Origin of the sequence: Synechococcus sp. 'PEA 65AY6A-5F PE A' (assembly GCF_047462575.1) — a bacterium.
GTDB lineage: Bacteria > Cyanobacteriota > Cyanobacteriia > Thermostichales > Thermostichaceae > Thermostichus.
In genome coordinates this window covers 66,658-88,010 of sequence record NZ_JAOALE010000008.1, presented here as the reverse complement: position 1 = coordinate 88,010, position 21,353 = coordinate 66,658, and the positions used below count along the sequence as shown (strand labels likewise).

At 60.4% G+C, this 21,353-nt stretch carries 16 protein-coding genes, 1 tRNA gene and 1 pseudogene; 3 read left to right on the top strand and 15 right to left on the bottom strand.

Annotated features, from left to right (window positions below; translation table 11 throughout):
- Positions 1 to 110: 110 nt before the first annotated feature.
- Positions 111 to 1,265 (bottom strand): FAD-binding oxidoreductase, encoded by a 1,155-nt coding sequence (locus GG26_RS04490; protein ID WP_414389085.1) that lies wholly within the window; start codon positions 1,263 to 1,265, stop codon positions 111 to 113.
- A gap of 1,286 nt (positions 1,266 to 2,551) precedes the next feature.
- Between GG26_RS04490 and GG26_RS04485 the strand changes: the two are divergent.
- Together GG26_RS04485 and GG26_RS04480 are read left to right on the top strand one after the other, a co-directional pair.
- Positions 2,552 to 3,148: pseudogene (locus tag GG26_RS04485) on the top strand (PAS domain-containing protein); the annotation flags it as partial.
- Between the two features lie 81 nt (positions 3,149 to 3,229).
- Complete coding sequence (locus GG26_RS04480; RefSeq protein WP_414389092.1) at positions 3,230 to 5,059, top strand: GAF domain-containing protein; 1,830 nt, start codon at positions 3,230 to 3,232, stop codon at positions 5,057 to 5,059.
- On the opposite strand, the gene GG26_RS04475 is transcribed toward GG26_RS04480, so the two are convergent.
- The 10 genes from GG26_RS04475 to GG26_RS04430 form a co-directional block, all read right to left on the bottom strand.
- Positions 5,056 to 6,492, bottom strand: a complete 1,437-nt coding sequence (locus GG26_RS04475; RefSeq protein WP_011429167.1) for a cytochrome c biogenesis protein — start codon at positions 6,490 to 6,492, stop codon at positions 5,056 to 5,058. The two genes, GG26_RS04480 and GG26_RS04475, sit on opposite strands and share 4 nt — an antisense overlap.
- A gap of 76 nt (positions 6,493 to 6,568) precedes the next feature.
- Entirely contained in the window at positions 6,569 to 7,318 is a 750-nt protein-coding gene (locus tag GG26_RS04470) for a cytochrome c biogenesis protein CcdA (protein ID WP_414389090.1), read from the bottom strand.
- 98 nt (positions 7,319 to 7,416) lie between these two features.
- The gene (locus GG26_RS04465) at positions 7,417 to 7,935 is read right to left on the bottom strand and encodes an inorganic diphosphatase (RefSeq protein ID WP_041438773.1); all 519 of its coding nucleotides are present in this window, start codon (positions 7,933 to 7,935) and stop codon (positions 7,417 to 7,419) included.
- A 384-nt stretch (positions 7,936 to 8,319) separates the two neighbouring features.
- A tRNA-Asn gene (locus GG26_RS04460) sits at positions 8,320 to 8,391 on the bottom strand.
- Between the two features lie 149 nt (positions 8,392 to 8,540).
- Positions 8,541 to 9,413: a M56 family metallopeptidase gene (locus tag GG26_RS04455; RefSeq protein ID WP_099812561.1), complete on the bottom strand. Its 873-nt coding sequence runs from the start codon at positions 9,411 to 9,413 to the stop codon at positions 8,541 to 8,543.
- Positions 9,410 to 9,844, bottom strand: coding sequence for a BlaI/MecI/CopY family transcriptional regulator (locus tag GG26_RS04450; protein ID WP_414389083.1), 435 nt, complete (start codon positions 9,842 to 9,844; stop codon positions 9,410 to 9,412). The genes GG26_RS04455 and GG26_RS04450 overlap by 4 nt, the downstream gene beginning before the upstream one ends.
- A gap of 91 nt (positions 9,845 to 9,935) precedes the next feature.
- Complete coding sequence (serS, locus tag GG26_RS04445) at positions 9,936 to 11,243, bottom strand: serine--tRNA ligase (protein WP_414389081.1); 1,308 nt, start codon at positions 11,241 to 11,243, stop codon at positions 9,936 to 9,938.
- A 27-nt stretch (positions 11,244 to 11,270) separates the two neighbouring features.
- The gene (gene ilvC, locus GG26_RS04440; RefSeq protein ID WP_099813279.1) at positions 11,271 to 12,263 is read right to left on the bottom strand and encodes a ketol-acid reductoisomerase; all 993 of its coding nucleotides are present in this window, start codon (positions 12,261 to 12,263) and stop codon (positions 11,271 to 11,273) included.
- Between the two features lie 73 nt (positions 12,264 to 12,336).
- Positions 12,337 to 13,821 carry a glycosyltransferase gene (locus GG26_RS04435; protein ID WP_228375397.1) on the bottom strand — a complete coding sequence of 495 codons (1,485 nt, stop codon included), beginning with the start codon at positions 13,819 to 13,821 and terminating at the stop codon, positions 12,337 to 12,339.
- Between the two features lie 149 nt (positions 13,822 to 13,970).
- Positions 13,971 to 14,432 carry a YlqD family protein gene (locus GG26_RS04430; protein WP_011429159.1) on the bottom strand — a complete coding sequence of 154 codons (462 nt, stop codon included), beginning with the start codon at positions 14,430 to 14,432 and terminating at the stop codon, positions 13,971 to 13,973.
- Positions 14,433 to 14,707: 275 nt separating this feature from the next.
- On the opposite strand from GG26_RS04430, the gene hemC reads away from it, so the two are divergent.
- Positions 14,708 to 15,694, top strand: coding sequence for a hydroxymethylbilane synthase (hemC, locus tag GG26_RS04425; protein WP_414389078.1), 987 nt, complete (start codon positions 14,708 to 14,710; stop codon positions 15,692 to 15,694).
- 1,068 nt (positions 15,695 to 16,762) lie between these two features.
- Here the strand turns inward: hemC and GG26_RS04420 are convergent.
- From GG26_RS04420 to GG26_RS04405, 4 genes are all read right to left on the bottom strand, one after another.
- Positions 16,763 to 18,172, bottom strand: coding sequence for a DUF2157 domain-containing protein (locus GG26_RS04420; protein ID WP_414389076.1), 1,410 nt, complete (start codon positions 18,170 to 18,172; stop codon positions 16,763 to 16,765).
- Between the two features lie 7 nt (positions 18,173 to 18,179).
- Positions 18,180 to 18,956 (bottom strand): phosphoribosylaminoimidazolesuccinocarboxamide synthase, encoded by a 777-nt coding sequence (purC, locus tag GG26_RS04415; protein WP_414389074.1) that lies wholly within the window; start codon positions 18,954 to 18,956, stop codon positions 18,180 to 18,182.
- A 9-nt stretch (positions 18,957 to 18,965) separates the two neighbouring features.
- Positions 18,966 to 20,426 (bottom strand): sugar transferase, encoded by a 1,461-nt coding sequence (locus GG26_RS04410; protein WP_099812565.1) that lies wholly within the window; start codon positions 20,424 to 20,426, stop codon positions 18,966 to 18,968.
- Positions 20,427 to 20,574: 148 nt separating this feature from the next.
- A complete protein-coding gene (locus GG26_RS04405; protein ID WP_414389072.1) occupies positions 20,575 to 21,348 on the bottom strand; it encodes a class I SAM-dependent methyltransferase in 774 nt (257 codons plus the stop codon).
- Positions 21,349 to 21,353: the final 5 nt, after the last annotated feature.

Here is a 21,353-nt window from a genome sequence, read left to right as displayed (position 1 = left end):
ACCAGTCCGTTGAAGCAGCAACTCCGGGAAGTGATTCTCGGAAGCTCCCGTCTACGGCCCGTCAGGGCTTAGCGGGAGAGGATGTCACGTTTCGGCGTGATTTGGAGTAGCTATATCAAGCTGGGGCTGAAGATGGCGGCGGGATCAAACTGCTGCTTCAGCTTGCGCATTAGGGTCGCCGTCGGGCCGAAATCGTGGGCCAGAGCTGTCTTCAGGGCTGCCGGTGCCTCCAGCAGCAGGAGAAACCCGCCCACCGACTTGAGGTGGCGCTGTAACTGTAGCAGGGATCCCACCTCAGGCTGGGAGATCCAGGCTCGCCCCAATCCACAGCCGCGATGCAGTTGCACCTGAGCGTCGGGAAATAGAGACTGAAACTGCTCTAGAGTAGCCAGGCTCTGGCTAGGCAAGCAGCCGAACTTGGCCAACACCATCCCCGCACGGCGGGAGGGCAGAGGCGGGGCTTCAGGTCTTGCCTCTTGCCAGCTCAATCCTGCAGGAGCTAGCTGTTGCACCTGGGTCATCTGTTGGGCAATTACCCGCTCGGAGCCGTGGAAATGGAGGCAGAGCTGGGGCCCTTCTGCCTTCAGCCAGAGATCCACCCCCACCGGGCTGACCCGCGCCCTCAGCACCTGCCGAGCCAAGGCTTCCAAATCGGGCAGGGATCCTGTAGCCACCAAAGTTGCTTGGGCTGCCGGCAGGGGATAGAGCCGTAGGGTCGCCTGCGTCAGGATCCCCAAACTGCCCAGGGATCCGGCGAACAGTCTCGTCAAGTTATAGCCGGCCACATTCTTAACCACCCGCCCACCCGCTTTGGCCACCTCCCCATCGGCCCGTACCCAGGTGATGCCCAGCAGCAAATCGCCGATCCCACCGTAACGCCAGCGCAGCGAGCCCGTATCGGCCGTGGCGACGATGCCCCCCACTGTGGCCCAGTCAGGGTAAAGGGGATCCACCGGCCACCATTGCCCCCGCTCTGCCAAGATGGCTTGTAGCTCCCCTAGGGTCATACCGGCCTCCACTGTCGCCGTTAGGTCGGCAGCCGCATGGTCGATCAAGCGGCGCAGCCCACGGGTACTGAGGATGAGATCCACAGCCTCCAAGCGAGGAGCCCATCCCCACTTGCTCCCCTGCCCGAGCGGCAGCACCTTCCGCTCGCGGCACTCTTTTAGGAGCTGCGCCAATTCTGGAACCGTCGAGGGAGTTTGGATGGGAATAGGAGCGGCCTGGCCGGAGAGAAAATCTGTCAGCGGCGGAGAAAAAGCCATCGAGAAGAGCTAAGCCCAAAACGCCGGCAACATCTGATCCCCTAGCTATCGGGATCAACTTGCCCAATTTCAGTGTAGGGGGCAAACTCCTCACCTGGGCAGCACAGCCACAGATGGGTACTTGATGAGGCTTAGAATGCAGCCAGCTTCCCAAGTTCCCTCGCCGGGAGCGGAGGGCTGAGAGGGGTCGCGGCAGCACGGGCTGAACTCAAGTAATCTGGCAGCCGCTCAAAATCTGTCAAATCTGTCTCCAATGAAACCAACCCAAGCTCAACTTGATGACGCGAAGATACTTGAAAAAAACAGAGCAACAGGATGGCGATTGCCCCTTTTTAGATGAAGGAAAAACCTCGATAAACCGGAAGAGCCGCAACTTAGATCGACAATTCCTGTTAACAGCGAGCTAAGAGCTTAACTTGCTCCCCAAGTCTCGGCACCAGCAAATTAAACAGCAGATAGATGTAAAGATTTATATCAAAATTCGAAACTTCTTTGCGCGACGTGGTACTCTAACTTGTAAAGTTAAGCTTGGGTTAAAGCTATCAAATGCCTAAAGCTAAAACTGCCTGCAAGTAAGTCCGTAAGTAAGTATTTTGTCTGGTCTTGGCTAAAGTTTCCCTCTGCCATACTGTTTGCAAATTTTTCTGACTGCAATTTAAGGTTCGGTTATCCCCTGACACCGACATGGTGCAAGACTTGCGCTCTTCATCGGGATCCCTGGAACAGTGCTTTGGCCAGATGCCACTCTTGGTCGGGTTCGACAGCCCTCTTGCCGAGGTTCTCTCCCTGTTGGCGCAAAAGAATGGCTCCCGGCCCTACGCCTTGGTGGTGGATGCAGGCCGAGTGGTGGACATTTTGACGGCTGTGGATTTGACACTCCCACCCAGGGGATTCTTACGCAGCCCAAAATGGACTCGCAAAGGCGCTGTCAAGACGCCCCTAGACAGTCCTTTGAGGCATAACCTCAAAGTTCTGCTTACTTCGGACTTAAGTTCCTCCAGGTTAGTTATTGCCGCGCCGGTTTTGCACCGCAGTAGGTTGTTTTCCTGGAGAAGCTCTGTACTAACTATAACAAAGAAGCAACTAAAGTGGCTCAAGGGCTTTTCCGCCCCGTCCTCAAGTACGGGGCTACCAAGCTATCCTTTTGTGTTGCGGTGGGTGGCCAGCGACCGATCTTGGCAGGGATCCACCCTGGCTGAGGCGATGACCGCCCCTGTTGTAACCTTGGCCGCCGGCGACTACCGGGATCCGCTGGCGTTAAGGATCCCCCTTTTGTCTATTGGCCCCCGGAGGAGATGGAGAAGATCGCCACCGCCTTCGCCCAGGGGCTGGCTCAGGGTCGGCCCCCGCAGGGTTGGGAGCTGACCTTTATGCGTCGCAACGGCGAGCGGTTTCCGGTGCGGATTTTGGATGCCCCCTGGCAGGATGCCCAGGGGAAGGTAATCGGCATTGCCAGCGTACAGGATTTGACCCAGGAAAAAGAGTTGCAGAACCCACAACAAAAACGGCAGCACTCGCTGCACGATCAGCCAGATCTGTTTCAAAACCTCTTTGAGCAAGCCCCGGTGGGCATGGCAGTTACGGAGGCGGCGGGGCAGATCGTCAAGGTGAACGAGAGCTTTTGCCAGCTCACCGGCTACACCGAGGCCGAGCTCTTGAGCATGAATTACGCCGACCTCACCCACCCTGAGGATCTGCGGCAGGAGGCAATCTATGTCGAAGAAATACGAGCGGGCCGCCGCCGGGGCTACCGCATGGAAAAACGCTACATCCGCAAAAGCGGCGAGATCCTCTGGGTTGACCTCTCGTCTTTTGTGGCGGAGACTCCCGACAAACAAATCTACGGCATTGCCTCCATTGTCGATATTACCGAGCGCAAGCGAGCCCAGGAGCAGGCTCAACTGCAACTCCACCAAGCCCGGCTGCTCAACCGCATCGCCCAAGGGATCCGGCAATCGTTGCAGGTGGAGTCCATCCTGGGTTTTGCCGTAGAAGAAGTCCGCCGTTTGTTGGATGTGGAGCGGGTGGTGATCTACCGCTTTTTCCCCAATTGGGTGGGCGAGATCGCCATGCAATCGGTCAGCCGGCCAGAGTTGAGCCTGCTGGGCCTGGTTATCGAAGATCAATGCTTTGTTAGCCAGTGGCACCAGGCCTATCAGCAGGGCCGCATTTCGGCCATTGAAGATATCGACACCGCCCCCATCCAGCCCTGCCACCGCGAGCTGCTGGCCGGTTTGGGGGTGCGGGCCAACTTGGTGGTGCCCATTTTGCAGGCGGCTGGCCCTGACGGCAAAGACAGCGAGCCGGCCCGCCTCTGGGGGCTGTTGATCGCCCACCAGTGCAGCGCCCCCAAACAATGGGATCCCTGGATGCCGGATTTTTTGCGACAAATTGCCGATCAACTGGGGCTGGCGCTGCAACAGGCGGAGCTGTTTGAGCAACTCCAAGCTGCCAACGCCGAGCTGCGCTACCAGGTGGAGGTGCGCAATGCCGAGCTGGCCCAGCGGGTGAGATACGAGCAACTGCTGCGGCTGATTGGCGACAAGGTGCGCTCCAGCCTGGACGAACAGGAGATCTTGGCCACCGTGGTGCGGGAGCTCACCCAGGCTTTCCAACTGGGCGCCTGCGGTGTGGCCCTCATCCATCCGGAAACCCAGACCTACACGCTGGCCTACGAAGCGGCGGGATCCCTGCCCCCCCTGGGCAAGGTCACTCTGCCCTTGGATCCCGTGCTTTTGCGCCAGCTCCGCCAAGGCCAGACCCTCTACCTCAGCACGGATCACCCGCTGCGGGGGCGCTGTACCCTGCTTGCCTGCCCCCTGGTTGTAGAAGAGCAAGAAGGGCAGCTTGTCTCAGGCACCGGCTCGTTGCTGGGCTTTCTCAAGTTAGTTCGCCTGCCCCAGGAGGGCTTTACCGAGGCCGAGATCCACTTTGCCGAGCAGGTGGCCACCCAGTGCAGCATCGCCATTCGCCAGGCCCGCCTCTACCAGGAAACCCAGGCTCAGCTCCAGCAACTGCAGCAGCTCAACGAGCTCAAAGAAGAGTTTCTCAGCATGGTCTCCCACGAGCTGCGCACGCCTCTGACCAGCATGAAAATGGCCCTGAAAATGCTGGAGGTGCGCGGCCTTTCCGAGGCGCAGATCCCCTATTTCAACATCCTCAAACAGGAGTGGCAAAAAGAGCTGGACTTGGTCAACGACCTGCTGGACTTGCAGCGGCTAGAGGCCGGCAGCCGCAGTCTGGAGATCGCCCGCTTCGAGGTGCGCGAGTGGCTGGAAAAGCTGTTGCCGCCCTTTGCCCTGCGCTTTCAAGAGCGCCAGCTCACCTTTATCTCCTACCCCCCCTCTGAACCCATCTTGTTCAACACCGATGTGGGGCTGCTCACCCGCATCTTGAGCGAGTTGCTGGGCAACGCCGCCAAGTACACCCCTGCCGGCCAGCAGGTTCATCTGGAAGTGGCGGTCGATTCGTCGGGTCTCCATTTGCAGGTCACCAACACCGGTGTCGAGATCCCAGCGGAGCACCTGCCGCGCATCTTCGAGAAGTTCCACCGCATCCCGCACCTGGACTACGCCCACCAGGGGGGCACCGGCTTGGGCCTGCCGCTGGTGAAAAAGGCGGTGGAGCTGTTGCAAGGGATCCTGCAAGTGGAAAGCGGCGAGAACCGCACCCTGTTCGCGGTCAGCCTGCCGGATTTGGGCAGTTCCGCCCTCACCCCCAGCCCCTCTCCCTCAGGGAGAGGGGAGCTAGATGACCCTGGGCAGCGTTGCCGGTCAAACAGCCGCCATGGCTAGCCGTTGGCTAAGGACTCCGTCCCGCCGACGCGAGCAGCAGGAGGGGGTTCTTTTGCCGGCGAAGGGGGAGAGGAGAGCAGTTGCTGCTCCACCAGGCGGGCAAACTCCCGCTCGAAGCTCACCAGGGCGCGGTTGGTTTTGCCTCCCAGGTAGAGCCCTGCTTCCGTCTCCAGGGCCCAAACTTGGCTGTAGCTGAAATAGCTCATCGCCACCCCCAGCATCAGCAGCCCAAAGCCGAGATAGACCAGCGGGATCCCTGGGTCGGATTTAATCTGCAGACCGGTGGCGCCGATAACCTCGTCTAGGTGCAGGGTAAGACGGTTGGGGAAGCGCTGGGGGGCAACTTCGTCCAGGGCCAGGCTCATGCCCTGGCGCAGGGATCCTATCCACTGGCCTTGGGTGTCGTAGAGCAGGGCCGTCCCCTGCAAATCGGGCAACAACAGCGTCAGGCCCTCGCTTAGGTCTGGCCGGGTGGGGACAAAAGCGCCCCAGAGCTTGCTGCCCGCTTGGGTGGGCACCGGCACCACCGGGATTTGAAAGGGAGGGCTGTTGTTGAGGCGGATGCGGATGCTGTCGATGCTCCAATCAGCCTGGTAGAGGGTCACCCCCCGGTAGGAGAGGGGATGGTTGACGGAAATGGTCTGGCGTTTGACCTCCTGGCCCCCATCCAAAATCGAGAGATCTGAGTAAAACTGCTTCACCCGGCCATCAGGAGCATAGTCAATCCAGAAGCGGTTGACCCGAATTTGCCAGGTGGGTAGATGAGCCAGATCCCCTGCCCCGGTTACCTGTTCAATGGCGGCGACGCTGCCGCTGGGGATCAGCGCTTGGGCCTTGAAGCCGGCAAGGCTGCCCCAGATGGCCCCCAGCAGGATCAGCAGCAGGCTGACGTGCACCAGGATAGGCCCAAACCGCCCAATCAGACCCTTGCGGGCGTAAAGTCGGGATCCGTCCTGAAACACCGCATAGCCCCGCTGGCGCAGCCGCTGCGGCAGCCCCTGCAGGGAGCGTTGGGGCAGATAGGTCCAAAAGGGCAGCCGCTGGAAGGAGTGGGGACGGGTGAGGTAGCTCCAGCGACGGGCCACCTTGAGCATCGGCCACTGGCGCGTCAAAGAACAGGCGGCCAGGCTGCTGCCAAAGAGGATCAACAGGGCCAGAAACCAAGAGGTGCGATAGACGTGATCCAGCCCCAGCTTGAGGATCAGCCGCCAGGTGAGAAAGCCAAACAGGGCCGGATGCTCGGGGTAGTGGGCCTGATAGAAGGCCACGGTTTCCTCTTGCTCGATGACCGTGCCAACCGCGCTCAAAAGGGCAATTGCCAAGAAAAGGCCGATGGCCAGACGCAGATCCGCCAGCAGCGGCAGCAGCTCATGGCGAAAGTAACGACGCAAGGGGGAAAGCCACCGCGACAGCGGCAGAGAGGGGATAACCATGGGAAGTTGTCAGCTCAAGATCTGAACTGCCCCCCAACTGGAGGGCAGCCCCATCTTAGCTTGCAGCAGGGATCCCTTAGGCCCAAGCGGAGAGGATCGTCACGGTGCCAAAGCCCACCAACACCACGCCACTGGCATAGGTAAACCAGATCGACCAGCGCCGCAGGGCCAACAGTTGCTTCATCGAGCCGGCGAACACCCCCGCCAACAGCAGCGGCGAGACCAGCCCCAGCGCATAGGCCAGCAGCAGCCCGCCCCCCACCCAGGGCTGCCCTGTGGTGGAGACCCAGCCGAGCAGGGCCACCAAAACCGGCGTGCTGCAGGGAGAAGCTACCAGGCCAAAGGTGGATCCCAGCAACACCGACCGGCCTAGCCCAGGCCACTGGCCAGGGATCTCCAACCGGTTAAACCAATCGGGGAAGCGCAAGGGGACAACTTCCAGCAGGTTCAGGCCCATGAGGATGGCGATCCCTCCCGCCACTAGGGATCCAAAGGCAGCGGTTTGTCCATAAACCCGGCCTAGCAAAGCTGCTCCCAAGCCCAGCCCGCTGAGCGTCAAAGCCACGCCAGCCGCAAAGCCTAGCGATTGCACCCAAACCTGCCAGCGCACTTCTCCGGCAGCGGCGGGGGGAGTGGGAGCGTAGCCGCCGATGTAGCCGATGGTTACCGGCAACAGGGAGAGCATACAGGGAGAAAGGCTGGTGACCAGACCTGCCAGACCCACCAGCAGCAGGCTCAGCGGAGAAAGGTGCTGCAGTTGGCCTTGGACAAGTTGCGTTGCCCATTGTTCCAGGTGGTAAAGCCAAAGCTGAAGGGTATCGGCCATAGCAGAAGCCATCGAGTCCAACCCTAAGCTAGCTCGAGGAATCCAAGCCAGAACAGATTGGCGCCAACTGGGAGCTTCAGTCCAGAAAAGTTGGGGAGCTACTTGGACTGTTGGTAGGTGGCAATGCTGCTGGCGATCACTGCCTCGGTTTCGGCTAGGCCTTTCCAGCCCAAGATCTGGGTTTCTTTCTTCTCCAGGCGCTTGTAGGTGGCGAAAAACTCGGCAATCTCGTCCAGGCGGTGCTGGGCAATATCTTCCAGCCTGGTTACGGAAGCATAGCGAGGGTCCTTAGCGGGCACGCACAACAACTTCTCATCCGGCTCCCCCGCATCGATCATCTGCAGCATGCCCAGCGGGCGCACCGCAATCACACACCCTGGAAAGGTGGGCTGATCCATGATCACCAGGCCATCCAAAGGATCCCCGTCCCCTGCCAGCGTATTGGGCACAAAGCCGTAGTCGTAGGGGTACTGCACCGAAGAGTAGAGCACCCGGTCTAGGGCCATTACGCCCATGTCTTTGTCAAACTCGTACTTGTTCTTGCTCCCGCCCGGAATCTCAATCAGGAGGTTAAGTAGGCCTGGCTTTGGTTGGGCAGGGATCCGCGACAGGTCGATCACAGCAATTACCCTCGGAATAGGTGAAACGGCCAGAGGGCATTATAAATCGAAGCGTTCCTTCAGCAGCGGCATCCCAACCCCAACTAGGGGTGACCAGCAAGTCGGGAGGCACAAGCCCCGGACTTTAGTCCTGGAGATAAGTCTCCCCATCTCGACATCCTGCAGGCTGGAGTCGACTGCCCACGCTTTCGATGTCCCTGCCGTCGCCCAGGAGTCGGGGTGATGGCGCCCCCGGCCTCCCTTTCATCCCCCCGTATAGGGTGGGAAAAAGGGGGCGCGGTGGCAGCGGCGCCAGCCCGTCCGCGTAGCTTGCGACAAGCGAGAAAGAATCCTCGTCCTCTCGGGCTGAGGAGAACATCAAGCTTGCATCCCCCCGCCCAACTCCTCGGGCAAGATTCGAACTTGCGACCAATCGGTTAACAGCCGACCGCTCTACCGCTGAGCTACCGAGGATCGAAGTATTTTCCATCGTAGGAAAAAAAAGGCCATCAAGCAACTCCCGCGGAGGAAGAAATTCTTGGCTCTGTCCAGGCCATGGTTCAAGCGGCTGTAAAGCTGCTGCCCACCGGCGCGCCAAGGCAAGCTGGGGAATGGCGTCAACCTCAGTTGTGAAAGGGGATGGCCAACAGAGGCAGGAGAGCCAGCCCCAGCCAGGCCCAACCCTGCAGGGAAAGGTGGGAGGCGACCGGGCCTGACTCCTCTTGCTGCAATAGGGCATCGATGCGCTCTTGCAGCCGTCCCCCCGCACCGGATCCCATTTCTAGGGCAAAGCCAACCCAAGCCGCTGCCGGTTGCTGCGCCATGCCATAGCCCACCACCTGCACCAGAGCCTCTCCCAGCACCAAGGGATCCACCCGTTGGGCCGCCCAGCGATCTGCCCGCAGCTCCCGCAGGGTGAGCAATTCCTGCCAGAGGACCTCTGTATTCGGCAGCCAGCCGCTGAGATGGCGCAGCCAGCCCACCGCAAACATCCACAAGGTATCGCCGTAGTGGCGGTGGGCCTCTTCGTGGGCCAGCACCGCCCGCAGGTGTTCTTCATCCAACTGCTCCAGCAGGCCGCGACTGACCACCAATTGCGGCTTCCATACCCCCACTTGGGCAGCAAAAGGGATCTCCAAATTCAAGACATAGGCCGAAGAGCCATACAAATTGACTTGGGCCAGAGCCCGCAGGCGGGCGCGTCGGCAGACGCGCCAGTACTCCCAAGCCCAGCGCAGGGCCACGCCTGCAGCCAGCGCCAGCAACAGCAGCGCACAGCCGTAGCAGAACCAGCCTCCTGCCCCGGCCATTTGTCCCCACGGCCCCATCCAAGCCAAAGCAAGGGCAGTCATTAGCAAAAACAGCGGCGGCAGCAAGAAGTGGATCCAGGCCCACTGCCAGCGCTGGGCCCAGGAACCAGCTCGATCCAGCCGCACCTGGGCCCGCCACAGCCAACTCAGGGCCAAACCCAACAGCAACATGCCCAAGTGGCTCATTGGGGATCCCTCCTGGCCTCGCGGGCCGCCCGCAACCGCTCGGCAATCGCCTGCAACTGGGACACGCTGGCCTGATCCAGGCTATCGGCAAAGGCTGCCACGGTGTCTGGGTCGCCCACCGCCAAAAACTGCTGCAACTGGGCAAAGGCCCTGAGGCTGGCAGCTTCCTGGCGAGAAAGACGGGGCCACCACAACATCGGCAGACTCCGCCCTTCTGCATCGGTGCGACGTTCACAGCTCACCCAGCCCTTCTGGCTTAGGCGCCGCAAAACGGTAGTTACAGAGGCATAGGCCAACTCTCGGTCGGGATCGGCCAAGATGCGCTCGTGGATTTGGCGGGTGCTGGCACTGCCCAGCTCCCAAAGGATATCGAGGATCTCGGATTCCAGAGGGCCTAGTGAGAGTTGCTTGGGACGATGCTTGGGCAACATAAACCCTGGCAGGGTAGGGATCCCTATCTAGATTGACATACTCTCATACTCTCCACAGCTATGGCTTGCTGGAGCACCGCGGCAGAATGGCTCAGGGAGCAGTCCGGAGAGCGCCGTCTTCCGAGAGGAAGCGGGAGCTGAGGAAAGGACGCAGCGCCTGGGGGATGCGAATCGAGCCGTCCGGCTGCTGGTGATTTTCCAACAGGGCGGCCAGAGCCCGTCCCACCGCTAAGCCGGAGCCGTTCAAGGTGTGGACGAAGTGGGTGCCCTTTTGCCCTGCTTCTTTGTAGCGCAGGTTAGCGCGGCGGGCCTGGAAATCCCAGCAGTTGGAGCAACTGGAGATCTCGCGGTAGCGGTTTTGGGAGGGGAACCACACCTCCAGATCGAAGCAGCGGGCTGCTGAAAAACCTAGATCGCCGGTACACAGCTCCACTACCCGGTAGGGCAGCTCCAGCATCTGCAAAATGGCCTCGGCATCTTGCACCAGCTTTTCGTGTTCTGCCTCCGACTGGGTGGGGTGGGTAACTTTGACCAGTTCCACCTTTTGAAACTGGTGCAGCCGGATCAGGCCCTTGGTGTCCCGGCCATAGCTGCCGGCCTCGCGGCGAAAGCAAGGTGTGTAGGCACAGAAATAGAGCGGCAGGCGCTCGGCTGGGATCACCTCCTCCCGGTACAGGTTCGTGAGGGGCACTTCTGCCGTTGGGATTAGCCAGAGGTCGTCCTCAGCACAGCGAAAGCTCTCTGAGGCAAACTTGGGCAGTTGCCCTGTCCCCTCTAAGGCGGCGCTGTTGACCAAAAAAGGAGGGATCACCTCGGTGTAGCCAGCGGCAATGTGGCGCTCCAGCATCATGGCGATCAAGGCCCGCTCCAGAGCCGCCCCTGCCCCTACCATAGCCACAAAACGGCTCTGGGCTACCTTGACGGCACGGCCAACCTCCAGGAGGCCCAGCTTTTCGGCAACCTCGTCGTGGGGAAGGACGGGGTGGGTGGGTTTTAGCTCATCGCCCCAGCGGCGCACCTCCACATTGTCGGCCTCATCCTGGCCAACCGGCACGCTGGGCAAGGGCAAGTTGGGCAAGGTGAGCAACCGGGCGCGCACCTCCTCCTCCAGCTCCCGCTCCCGCTGTTCCAGTTGGGCGATCTCGGCCTTGAGATCTGCCCCCTGCTGCCGCAGGGCCGCCACCTCCGCTCCCTGGGGATCCGCTCCCTGGCGGATGAGCTCGCCGACCTTCTTGCCGAGGCTGTTGCTTTCTGCCTGCAGAGAGCCGCGTCGGGCCTCCAAGCGGCGGCGCTCCCGATCCAACTGGAGAATGCCGTCCAGGTCGACACTGGCCCCGCGCTTGTCCAGGGCTTGGCGTACCTCTTCTGGGCGATCCCGCAGCAGCTTCAGATCCAGCACGAGACTTGCCTGTGAGACGACCTCTGGCTATTGCTTCAGCCAGCTAAACATGGCCCTTAGCTCTTTGCCCACCTTCTCGATGGGGTGCTCCGCCTCGCGGCGGCGCATTGCCGTAAAGCCGGGCTTGCCGGCCTGGTTTTCCAAGACAAACTCGCGGGCAAACTGGCCGCTTTGGATTTCTGACAGGATCCGCTTCATTTCAGCGCGGGTTTGCTCGGTAATAATGCGGGGGCCACGGGTGTAGTCGCCGTATTCTGCTGTGTTGGAGATGCTGTGGCGCATCTTTTCCAGGCCCCCCTCGACGATGAGATCCACGATTAGCTTAACCTCGTGCAGACACTCGAAGTAGGCCAGCTCCGGCTGGTAGCCTGCTTCCACCAGGGTCTCAAACCCCGCCTTGATCAAAGCCGTGAGGCCGCCGCAGAGCACCACCTGCTCACCGAAGAGATCTGTTTCAGTTTCCTCGCGGAAACTGGTCTCCAAAATGCCGGCCCGCGTGCCGCCGATGGCCTTGGCATAGGCCATGGCCCGCTCCCGCGCCATCCCGGAGGCATCTTGATGGACGGCAAACAGACACGGCACCCCCTGGCCTTCCTGGTAGGTGCGCCGCACCAGGTGACCGGGGCCCTTGGGAGCGACCATGATGACATCCACGTCTGCGGGCGGCTGGATCTGCCCGAAGTGGATGTTGAAGCCGTGGGCAAATAGGAGCACCTTCCCCGGCTTTAGATGCGGGCGGATCTCGCTCTGGAAGACGGTCTTTTGCACTTCGTCCGGTAGCAGGATCATCACCCAGTCGGCGGCAGCCGCAGCATCTGCTACAGTCTTGACCGTCAACCCGTCCCGCTCCGCTTTGGGCCAAGAGGGGCTGCCGGGGTAGAGGCCGACGAGGACGTTGACACCGCTGTCGCGCAGGTTGAGGGCGTGGGCATGGCCCTGGCTGCCGTAGCCGATGATGGCGACGGTCTTGCCGTCCAGCAGATCCAGGTTGGCGTCAGTGTCGTAGTAGAGGCGGGCCATAGTCGGGCTGGGTAGTTTGGTGAGCTGGCGTTTGATTAGGATAGCAGGATCTGGGGGATCCCCAACAGCAGAACTAGAGGCCATGGTGCACCGTTTTTACCCACCGCAACCGCTTGGGCTGCACACACATACGAGCCGTGGTCACGATCATGACCGGCAGCCAGTGGAGCATGTACACCAAGCCCAGAGCCGTACGCCACCAGAGTTTTCGCCCGCGCAGCCCCTCCACCTGGCGCAGGCCGCGGTAGAAGGCCACCGTCACAGATCCCATGACCAGGGCGTTCAAGGGGAGCAGCACCGAGGAGTGGCCCGTCAACAGCACCCAGAGGGTATCGGGAACTAAGGCCATCGGCAGCAGGTACTGAGAGATGAAAAAGGCCCAGAGATCGACTGTCTTGGCCATGCCCAGGCGGCGGCTGAGGATCCCTGGCCAGTAGTCGAGGTAGCGCTGGTAGCCCCCCTCCGCCCAGCGGCAACGCTGGTGCCAAAGGCTTTTCCAAGAGGTGACTCCCTCTTCGACGATGGCCGGCTCCGTCAAAAAGGCAATATCCACCCCCGCCAGGTGCAACTTAAAAGTAAGATCCAGGTCGTCGGTGAGGCTGTTCTCGTTCCAGCCGCCGCACTTTTCCAGGACATCCCGTCGCACCAGTTGGCCGTTGCCTCGCAGCTCCCCAATCCCGCGGATGGCCACCCGCTGCTGCTGCAAGTAGGCATCGGAGGCCATCTCCGCCACCTGGCCCAGGGTCCAGAAGTTGACGTTGGGGTTGCTCAAGGCTTTGCGCACCTGAACGGCGCCGATTGTCCGTCTGCCGGGGCGGGGGGTCTGGCCGAACAGCGGCAGGGTGCGAGTCAGCAAATCCGGAGGCACAATGGCGTCGGCGTCGCAGACCAAGATAATCTCCCCCCGCGTCAGGGGCAGCACCTCGTTGAGGGCGCCAGACTTGCCGCCTCCTCGCCCTGGTGGCCGTCGGTAAACTCGCAGGTGAGGGATCCGCTTTTGGGCTTCCTGCAAGATGTCGGGGGTAGCATCGCTGCTGGCATCGTCAATGGCCCACAGCTCCAGGTGGCTGCTGGGGTAATCCAACTGGGTGAGGCTGTGCAGCAGCCGCGGCAGCACTGCGCTTTCGTTTTTGGCCGGGATCAACACCGCCACTCGCGGCAGAGGAGAACCCGCCAGCGCTAAGGGCTGAGCCCCGCCCACCTCAGGCAAAGGCAGGGAGGCCGTTTCGGCGGCGGCGGGATCCCAGGCCATTGTTCCAGGAGGGTAAAGCCTCAAGGGGGGCGGCAGAGCCGCCGGTTGCAGCCGGAACAGGCGGTTGATGTGGATGACCATGAAGGTGGCCAGGCCAACGGTAAACCAGCGGGCTACCGCTACCTGGTGCATCAGGCTGACCAGCCCCCACACCGTCGCCAGAACCAGGAAAGCTTTGAGACGGCGGCGCTGAGCCGAGGTGAGCAACCAATCGGGAAGATGTAGGTCCTCGAGGGGGGCAGGCTCTGACCAGACAAACTCAGACATGGCGAGCATCTCGTAGGTAACAACTTTGCCCGTACGCACCAGCCGTCCCAAGCTTGAGCCCAGCGGCTGTTAAGAGGCCGTTAATTATTGTCACCTATTGTGTTGCCACCGACTTGGGTTAAGACCAAAGGTCTTGATCTGCTACCCCACAGCAAGGGATCCCTGTCCTCCCAAAGGATATGAAGAGCTTATGGGTTGCCGCGAATTTCCTTGATCACCCCATCTTCCAGCAGGATCTCCACCTGCATTTTCTGGATCAGGTTGTCTCCCTTTTGCACGCGGAAGAAGCTCTCCACGCTGCCCTGGAGCACCTCTTGGTTCAGCTCCAGGTTGTTCAGTTGGTTGATCTGCTGAAGCAACTGGTTTTTTTGATCCAAGAGCTTGATCTTTTGCTCGTTCACGCGGCTTTTCACCGCTTCCACCTGTTGGAGCACCTGGGGGCTGTTGGGGTTAGGGCTTTGCTTCTCCAGCTCGGCAATGGCCCGCTTGCCCTGAAACTCCAGTTGCTGCATCTGAGCATCGGTGGCTTCGATCTGCCGCTCCAATTGCTCCTGCATTTCTTTCTTCCAAAGGGGGGTGACCACCACCTTGACAGGGATGGTGCGCTTGAGCAGTAACTGAGTGCCGTTGCCGACGTTGTTTTCTTCCATAAGACCTATCCAGGCAGACTACCAAGCAAATCAGGGGGCCCTGTGCTTACAGAGAATTGTCCTCTAGCAACCTTGGAGAAGGAGGCTTGACAGACCACAACTCTCCCCGCCGCGGCGGAGAATCCGTCTACTTATCCTACCGGCTGGGATCCCCGTAGTAAAGTCTGGATCGGGGGGAAATGGCAGTTTTGGTTAAGGATCTTGAAGGCCGCTGCCGTGCGGCGCCGCAAAGTCAGTTAGCGTGAAAGACGGTGTTCTCGGATTTTGCAGCAGCCATGAGCGAACTGGCCTCAACTCCCTGGCAACCCTCGGCAGGGGCTGCCCAGCCGGTGCGGATCGCCTCCCGCAAAAGTGAGCTGGCCTTGGCCCAGACCCACTGGGTGATGGAGCAGTTGCAGGCCCACCATCCGGGATTGCCGCTAGAGCTGCACACCCTTTCCACCCAGGGAGACATCATCCTGGATGTGGCGCTGGCCAAAATTGGCGATAAGGGCCTGTTTACCAAGGAGCTGGAGGTCAGCCTGCTCAACGGCAGCAGCGATCTAGCGGTGCACAGCCTTAAGGATCTGCCCACCCGTTTGCCGGAAGGCCTGGTCCTGGGGGCGATTACGCAGAGGGAGGATCCTTTGGACGCGCTGGTGCTGCGGGAAGAGCTGCGCGGCTACCAACTGGCCACCCTGCCAGCAGGAACGGTGATCGGCACTTCATCTTTGCGGCGATTGGCCCAACTGCGCCACGCCTTTCCCCACCTGCACTTCAAGGATGTGCGGGGCAACCTCAACACTCGCCTGGCCAAGCTGGATCGGGGGGAGTACGACGGCCTAATTTTGGCGGTGGCGGGGCTGAAGCGCCTGGGCCAAGAACAGCGGATCCACGAGGTGCTGGATCCCAGTGTGTCTCTGTACGCGGTTGGCCAGGGATCCCTGGGGATCGAGTGTCGGCAGGGAGATGAGCGGATTCTGGAGCTTATCCGACCCTTAGCCGATGCGGAGGCGACAGCGCGCTGTTTGGCCGAGCGAGCTTTCCTGCGGGCGCTGGAGGGGGGCTGTCAGGTGCCCATCGGCGTCCACAGCCAAGTTCAGGGTGAAGAGCTGCACCTGACCGGCATGGTGGCTGACCTAGAGGGGCGGCGGCTCATTCGCGATACCCAGACGGGATCCACTGCCGATCCCGAGGCAGTGGGGATGGCTCTTGCAGAAAAGCTAAAACAGCAGGGGGCCGACGAGATTTTGCAAGCCATTTTTGCCCAGGCCCGCCGTTAGGCTTTCCTACTTTTTCTGAGTAGGCTTTGAGAACTTCAGCTAGGGTCAGCTGAAGAAAAGGGGGAACAATGAAGTCCCCCCTACGTGAATTGCACTCAAATGGGAAATTCGCATTCGCAGCAGCAGTATCTAAGCTCTAGCTTAGCTCCCAAAACCGCCGTATCATCTTGAACTACTAAGGTCACTTGGTTGTTGGCAATCTCTGCCGGCGAGAGGGTTAGAGTTTTGGTGAAGGTTTGGCCAGGCGGAATTTGGGAAGGCGGACTTGAGAAAGTATACAAAAACCCCGCTTGAGTTAAAGTCCCGCCGTTGTATAGGTAGTACTTGTCGTTCCCGGCATCAGGAGTTGTGTTACTTGTTGCCTGCAAGTTATTGCTATAGGTAAACGTAAGGGTGCCTCCCATCCGGCAGCCCGTTTTACAAGGGGGGCTCCATCGGAAGGTATGAGCAAAGACTTTATCGGGTCGGCGATCTCCCCAGTTGACTGTCCCGAAAGGGCCATGGAGATTTGTCCAAACGTTGGGTGGAACCTCCGATTGCAGGGGGGAAGCAGGGTTTGGCGGAGGAGCGCTGAGGGTTACTGAGCGCAACACCATGGGTCTCGAGCACGGAAGGCCAGGCAGAGGTCTTGGCGAAAGGGGGAAAGGAACCTGGCGGAATAGCTCATCTACAGTTTCTGAGGATCCTACCGGAGCTATGGGAACTGGGGAGGGTATCGATCTAGGCACAGAAGGCATAGGCTGCCTAGCTGGCTCCGGGGCCTGAGCCACTAAAAGATGATCTTCAGCCAAGGCAACACCCGAAAGAGAACCACTCTCCCAAAAGGGCGTAAGTAGCAAAGCCAAAATACCCAAACGCAGTCCTACTTTCATTTGTATTCTCCAAATCTTGATAGAGATGCCCACTTCCTTCTCAGCTCAAGCCAAAGCTGAGAATTTACTAGCAAAGACGTTGGGGAATACAAGCAGGTTCCTTAAACTTTGTAAATTCTTGTGAATTCCAGCTCAATTCCAGCTTTTTCCTTTGCTTGATCATGTAGCGGGGCTTGGCTTCCTAGAAGGGCAAGAATTAGAGACGGGAGAAAATCCGCCGCTCAAATTTCAGCCCAAGCCAGATCACGCCGATCCCACAGACCACCAGCACCGCCGATTTGGTCATCAGGTTGGTCTGGTACTCGAAAAAGCGGGTCAGCACCACCAAGGTCAGGCCCAATAGCCCCTGCCAGAAGCGGCTCCGCCGCCTCCGCTGCAGCCCTTCCCAGCAGAGCACCACCGACAATCCCACGAGCAAAAGGGTCACGATCCAGGGAGCAAAGAAGGCCAAGGCTACCTTTGCGGTTAGGTTCAAAGGCAGGGCGCTGCGGATCCCCAGCAAAAGCACCAAGGCAACCAGCGAGAACAGAACGGCAGCATCCTTCAGCCAAGCAGAAACGGGCTGGGAACTCTTTGCCTGCCAGCCCTGCCACCAGCTCCAACCGGCTAGCAATAGCAATCCTGCTGCCGACAGGCCCGCCCAGGGATCCCCAGCTTGGAACAAGGGCAGGGGTTTGGGATCCCAGTCCCAGGCGTCACGAAAGCTCCAAATGTAGAGCAAGAAGCCCAACCCCAGCAAAGCCAGCCCCTCCGCCGTCGGGATCAGATCCAAGCCCTGCTCCTGCTCGCCACCCTGGCCCTCTTCTCCGGTCCAGATCCGGCTTAGCCAGTGCCCATGGCGTTGGTGCCCGACTCCCAGCCCCCAGACGACGGCAAGGCCAAGCAGCAGCCAGAGGGTCCAGCTGTCCCAGCGCTCTGCCAACCTTTGTAGCGCCAGGCCGAAGTTCACCAGCGCCAAAGCCAAGATCCAGCGGGAGCGGCACCCATAGGCAAGAGGCAGCAACAGGCCCAGGGCCAGCCAGGGGTAGAGGGGATCCAGAGCCGAGCCGATCCCTCCTTCCCAGACGGCAGTCATTCCAGCCAGGGCAAACAAAAGACAGGCCAAGACGCCACTGGGGGTGTGGACCAAGCTGTAGGCCACGGCCAAGCTGCCCAGCCCCCAGCCCAAAAACAAGCCCGCCAGGGATCCCCCGATTTGAACCCACTGGGCCATCAGGCCAATGGCAGCCCCCAAAGACAGCTCGCCGGCAATCAACAAGGCGCTGCCCAAGCGCGGGGATCCCTGCTGCCTAAGCCGAAAGCCGGCCCCCTGCAGCCCCAGCGCGAGAGCCAGGGATCCCAAGGCTCGGGCCGAGCGGGGAATGGCGTCCCAGTTGGCGGCCACGAAGGAGATCACCCCCAAGCCCACCAGCACGGCGCCCAACAGCAGCAGCAACAGGGCAAAGCGGCTGCCAGCTGTTCGCGGCAAGCTGTCCAGTTGGTAGTGCTCGCGCAGGCGATCCCGCTGCGCCGGCTGGATGAGCCCCTGCTCCACCCAGGTGTCCAACAGGTCGGCCAGTTGGCGGCGGAAGCGCTCGTCAGGGCCGGGGGGGCGGGGAGAAGTCATGGCACCCTCACCCCCTGCCCCTCTCCCGCGCTGCAGGAGAGGGGAGATTGGGATCAGTAGCCTGGAGCACTCGCTGCAGCACCTCTTGGTAGCCGGCTGCCGGATCGCCGAGATCAAAGCGAAAAAGGTCTTTATCCAGCACCCGCGGCTCGGTCCCTTGGAGATCCCACAGGCGGCAGGTGTCGGGGCTGATCTCGTCCGCCAGCCAAATCTGCCCTTCCTCGTCCAGGCCAAACTCCAGCTTAAAGTCCACCAGCTCCAGCCGGCAGCGCCGCCAGAAGTTGCCAAGGTGAGTGTTGACTGCCAAAGCCAGGGATCCCAGTTTCTCCACCTGCTCCGGCGTGGCCAGGTGCAACAGGCGGATGTGGTCGGGAGTGACCAGGGGATCTCCCAAGGCGTCGTTTTTGTAGTAGAACTCCACCAGGGGTGGCTCGATGGGCAGGCCCTGCTCCAGGCCTAAGCGCTGGCAGAGGCTGCCGGCAGTGCGGTTGCGCACCACCACTTCCAAAGGCAGGATCTGTAGGGCGCGCACCTGCATCTCACGGGGGCCGGTCTGGGCCAGAAAGTGGTTGCGGATGCCCTGCTGCGCCAGGTAGGCAAACACCCGGCTAGAGACGGTGCAGTTGACTTCTCCTTTGCCGGGGATGGATCCCCGCTTTTGGGCATTAAAAGCCGTGGCGTCGTCTTTGTACTGGCAGAGGTAAACCTGGGGATCGGCGGTGCGGTAGACCCGTTTGGCTTTGCCCTCGTAAAGGAGTTCTTGGGGCGTGGGCGAGGATGGCATAAGCAACCCCTAATATCCGGTCAGCCGTCCGCGGATCCCTTGCCAAAGGGTAATGGCCAGGATGCGCAGATCCAGCCACAGGGACCAGTTTTGCACATAGTAGAGATCATACTGGGTGCGGCGGGCGATGCTGGTGTCTCCCCGCAGGCCGTGGATCTGAGCCCAGCCGGTGAGGCCGCTTTTGACCAAATGCCGATCCAGATACTTGGGGATCTCCTGGCTAAATTGCTCGACAAAGTAGGGCCGCTCCGGGCGGGGGCCCACCAAGCTCATTTCCCCCTTCAAAACGTTCCAAAGCTGGGGCAGCTCGTCCAGGTTGGTGCGGCGCAAAAAGGCTCCTATCTTGGTTCGGCGCGGATCCCCGGGGCGCGTCCAGCGCGGCTGGCCGGGTGCTTCAGCATCCACCCGCATGGTGCGGAACTTGGCAATCCAAAAGCGACGCCCATCCAAGCTCACCCGCTCCTGCCAATACAGGATGGGGCCGGGGCTGCTGCAGGCCACCAGCACGGCGATGACCACAAACAGGGGGCTGAGCAACAGTAAGCCCAGGGAAGCTCCCAAGATGTCCATAGCTCGCTTGAGGAAACGGTTGTGGGCGTAGCGCAAAGGGGGGTGGCGCAGCGTCAGCAGCGGGATCCCGTCCAGAGAGTGGAACTGCAGGTTAACCGTTAAGAAGCCAAGAATATCTGGCACCAGGCGCACCTGCACCGACAGAGCCTGCAAAGTAAGAAGCAGGGGCGCGTTGGCCAGCTCCGGCTGCCCAAACCACACCTCTTGGATCTCAGGGTGAGCTTGCACATAGGCCACCAGATGAGCGGGATCCAGGCGCTCCAGCTTTTGCAGAGGCCCCGCTTCTGGCGCCGAGGGATCCCCGGCCACGGCCCAAGCCTTGATCTCAAACCCCAAAGCCGGGCAGCGCTCTAGCCGCTCCAGCACCTCGGCCAACAGCAAGCCGGATCCCACCCAGATCACCCGTCGCCGCCCCTGGCCGCGGGCATACAGCCAGCCCATGCCCAGCCGCAGCGCTAACCGCATCCCCGTCAGGCCGAGCAGGGCCAGCAGGCCGGCATAGCCCACTACCAAGCGCGACAGCGAGACAGAGCGCACGAAGAAGGCCCCTGCCAACACCAGGCCAAAGGTCACCCCCAGCCCCAGCAGCAAACTGGCCCATTCCTCAAAGCGGGATAGGCGCTTCGATTCGCCATATCCGCCCAAACCGGCCTGAACGCCCCAGTAGCTGAGAACGGTCAGCAATCCCAGGCCGGCATAAACATCCCACGGCAAAAGCTGGTGAGGGCGCAAGCTGCGCAGCCAGTAACCTGCCCCAAAGGCCAACCAAATACAAAGGCCATCCCCGAAGCAAGCTAGGGGCACCCACAGACGATGCGGATCCAAGCGAAGGGCGTAGCTGCGCAAAGGTTCCGTCTCCCTGGTGCGAAAGGACTCCGTCCCGCTAGCGCGATCGGCCAAGAGCTATCTCCTCCAAAAACGAAGACTGGGAACAATCTTATGAAAAGATTATCCCCTTGAGGCTGCAAGGACTCCGTCTCGCTAGCGCGATCGGCCAAGTTGACTCAAAAAACTGGTAATAACGGCGAGAAGTTGAGGATTAAGAGGCTCAGTTTCCCAGAGGAGCAATTTTCAAAGGGCTCCGTCCCACTGCCGCAATAGGGCTGGCTACCGCCAACAACGACAGGCCAAAGGGCAACGAAAACTTGGGGATCAAATAGGCTTCCGCGGCAAAAATCTCTGCTAGAAGTTGATTGAGCCAAAGGGGCGGCATTTTCAAGTCTGGACTTTCCCGCAGGCGAAGTATTTTCTGGGCTAGGCGGATCCCTGCTGCCAGAGGGAAGAGAAAGCTGTTGAAAAAGGTAAAGGTATGAATTTGCAAGCCGGCGCTCTTGAGTAAGGAGAGAAGTTGTGCCACTGTGTAGCGTCTCTTGTGGTGATTGAGCTCGTCATGGGCGCTCCACAGCCAGGGATAAGCCGGCACCGTGATCACCATGTAGCCAGATGGCTTTAACCTCTGGATGAGGGCTTCCAGAGCTGCTGTGTCTTCGTCTAAATGTTCCAGAACGTCCAGCAGAGCAATTAAATCAAATTGTTGAGAGCCAAAAGGGATCCGATGCGGCAATTCGCCTTCTTCCACAATCGCAATGCCACGAGCCCGGGCCAAAGGCAATGCTATTTCGCTTCTTTCCATGGCCCAGACTTGGCCAAACTGAGACAACATTTCCAGGTTGCCACCGCTGCCACATCCCGCTTCCAAGATACAAGCTGAGGGAGGAAGAGGGATCCCTGCAATAACCCGGCTGAGAATCTGTCGGCGGCCCACAAACCACCAATGTCGATCCTCTAGGCCTGCCATTTGTTCATAAGCTTTGGGATCCATAGTCG